Origin of the sequence: Roseofilum sp. Guam, assembly GCF_017746735.1 — a bacterium.
Classification (GTDB): Bacteria; Cyanobacteriota; Cyanobacteriia; order Cyanobacteriales; family Desertifilaceae; genus Roseofilum; species Roseofilum reptotaenium.
This window is the reverse complement of sequence record NZ_JAGHZN010000124.1, coordinates 1-2,903: the sequence shown is the minus strand read 5'-3', so window position 1 is coordinate 2,903 and position 2,903 is coordinate 1. Positions and strand designations below refer to the sequence as shown.

General features: G+C 45.2%; 2 protein-coding genes. Both read right to left on the bottom strand.

Annotation, left to right across the window (positions count from 1 at the left end; genetic code table 11):
• Positions 1-1,231: GAF domain-containing protein (locus tag J7529_RS24530; RefSeq protein WP_318731167.1), on the bottom strand; the 1,231-nt coding region annotated here is incomplete at its 3' end.
• Positions 1,173-2,903, bottom strand: a 1,731-nt coding sequence (locus tag J7529_RS24525) for a hypothetical protein (RefSeq protein WP_318731166.1), incomplete at its 5' end; no start/stop codon positions are given. The genes J7529_RS24525 and J7529_RS24530, both read right to left, overlap by 59 nt.

Here is a 2,903-nt window from a genome sequence, read left to right as displayed (position 1 = left end):
AATCTATGGCTTCAATTTCTTCTTCAATGACTTCACTTGGCTCTGGATATTCTTGCTGATACAAGTCAAGGAGTCCAAATAAGTCTTTCAGATAATCTCTGGCTGGATCTATGTTTCCGGCAATAAATGCCACGGGATTATTAATTTCATGGGCCACTCCTGCAACTAAGTTTCCTAAAGCCGACATTTTTTCGCTTTGTACCAATTGCAGTTGGGCTTGTTGCAGGTCTTCGAGGGATTGTTCGAGTTTCTGGGCGTAGTCTTGGGATTGCTCGGCGTAGTCTTGGGATTGTTTGTAGAGGCGAGCGTTTTCTAGAGAGATAGCCGCTTGGGAACAGAGCATAGAGAGCAGTTCCACGCGATCGCTCGTAAACGCTCCAATCGCCAGATGATTTTCCAAATAAAGGATACCGATCAGTTTGCCTTGATTGAGGATAGGCGCACACAGAAAACTAAGGGGTTGTTCTTGCTGTAGATAGAGGTCGCCTGCAAACTGGATATTACGAGAGAAATTGTTAACGATAATTGCTTCTTTACTGCGTTTAACTTTATTAATTATCCTCATGGGAATTTCCAACTCTTCGGATACTTCCTTCCAACATAAATCCCATTCATCTTGACCATCTTTGTTTGAATATCGGGCAGCTATCTGCCAACTATCCGGTTGTCGCAGGAGCAGAATACCACCATCGGCTCCTGCATTTTCCATTGTTGCCCTCATCAAGGCCGAGACCAGTTTGTCCAGGTGCATTTCACTCGATAGAGATTGGGAGGCTTTCACCGCCGTTGCCCAATCGAGCAGAAAGTCGCTTTTACTACTACTCGAACCTGCTGTCTGGGCTATAGTGCTGGTTATGGTGAGATCGTTGTTTAGCTGTAAGTAGGGTTGTTGTAGCATCGGAGCGAGCAGTTGGGGATATGTTCTTTCAAGTTGGTCAGTTTTAGCTTTTGCACCCCACCGCGCATAGCAGTAGTAGGCATCGGTGATATAGGCCCCAGCAATTTTTTCTTTGCCCCAATCTAGGTAAAATTTGGCCGCCAGTTCGTTAGCTAGGGCTTCTTCTTGGATATATTCATTTTCTTTTGCTCCGGCTATGGCACGATCGTAGAGTTCGATCGCTTCTGTTAGCTGTCGCGACAATCGCGCTTTTTCGGCTTCCACGAGCCAATATTTATGGAGAAAGTTTTCTGGACAACTCTGGGCTAAAGTGTTGAGCTGCGCTTTCGCCATCGCGTCTCAACCAGTTCAAAGAACTGTAGTAGTAATATCCCGAAGCGGTTGTAAAAGACTCGCAAGCCATAAGAAATTTGTTCGCTTGCACGCCATAATGGCAACCGCTCTCAAAATCTCCGTATAAGCAAGCTGCTTGCATCTGGAGAATACTGTAAAGTCCGAGAGGTAGATCGGATTGGGCAGTACTATGGCGTTCAACCCAAGCGAGTTCTTCTGAACTTTCTTTATCGGTTCCGCCAGAGAATTTTTCGATCGAGAACCGACAGGCTTCGAGGATTCTGAGGGTGAGATCATTGTGAATTTTATCGGCGATCGCCCAAAATTTTTCTAGGTCGGTGGAAATTTCTACCAGGTTTTCCCCGCCAAAGAGACGATTGTAAATATTGGCAAAGAGGTTATAGCCCGCATATTGCAATTCTCCCGACTCAAGCCCAGCCAAGAATCCTTCGTAATTGACTTCGGCTGCCCCTTGAATGGGTTTGGCTTTCCCGTAAATGCAACCTCCCAGTATAAAGCAGGCACTTGATCGCTCGGACTTGTTATCGAGTTTATAACTAAGTTGCAAGGCCAACTGACCAAATTGCATTGCCCGTTGATAGTCATGTTGGAACAATGCGAGCCATTCACCATAGCTAGCATAGGTGATAATTGACTTGGGAATATTGCCGTATTCCATCGATAAGCGCACGCTTCTGACCACGGTAAAACCATAAAGCTCACGATTGGAGCTAATGTAGGCTGCCGATAACAGTTTCATCAGCGATTCGATCGCAACTTTCACTTTAGGATCGGTTGCCTCGGGTAAATTCAGTAACCCATCAAGATCTTGATTTTCAAGCCTTTTAGCAATGAACTGAGTATCTTCTTCAACCAAGAGTTTGACATTCTCTGGATTAACCTGAATTTCCAACTCTTGTAGCCCAGTCAAACCGGCTTCAATCGCTTCAGGATATGCTCCTTGTAGGGTATACTGATTAACTTTGAGGACGTAAATTCTGGCTCGATTAATAGCAGAGCGAGCCAATGCTAATAACAGGGCAATACTGGTTTCTAGTCCTTCAAAGTCAACGGTCATCAATTGCACTTCAGCCAGGACAAAATGGAGTTCAAAGGCGCGATCGCCGATATTTTCCTCGGTATAATCTAAATGATCTGGCAGAAGTTCGATCGCGATCTGGAAGTACAGTTTTGCTGCATCGTAAGCCGTGGCAATTTTGGCTTTTTGACCCGCGCGGAAATTGAGTTCGAGAAGTTGTTGCCTTTCCCTGATCTCAGTGATCTCTTTGAGTCCTATATTGATTTGATTGACAATATCAAAAATCTTTTCTTCCTGTTGTGCGGGGGATACATGGGCCAGAAGGCGCTTGCCGATCCGATAATGGGTCACTTGCTTTTGCACTTCTGGAATTAAGGAATAAGCCGCTTGCTGGACGCGATCGTGTAGAAATTTATAGCTAATCAATATTTCTTCAGCTCCTACCTTGTCCTCTCGATCTCTCTGATGAAAAAACTTGTAGGTCTGGCCTAGGGGCAGAATCAATCCCTCTTGCAGCGCCTGCCACAAAGAATCTGCCACTTTGATCGGGTCGAGTTCGCTGACAATGGCCAAAGTTTCTAAGTCAAACTGATTGCCGATACAAGCTGCCAAATTCAAAATCTTCTGGGTTTC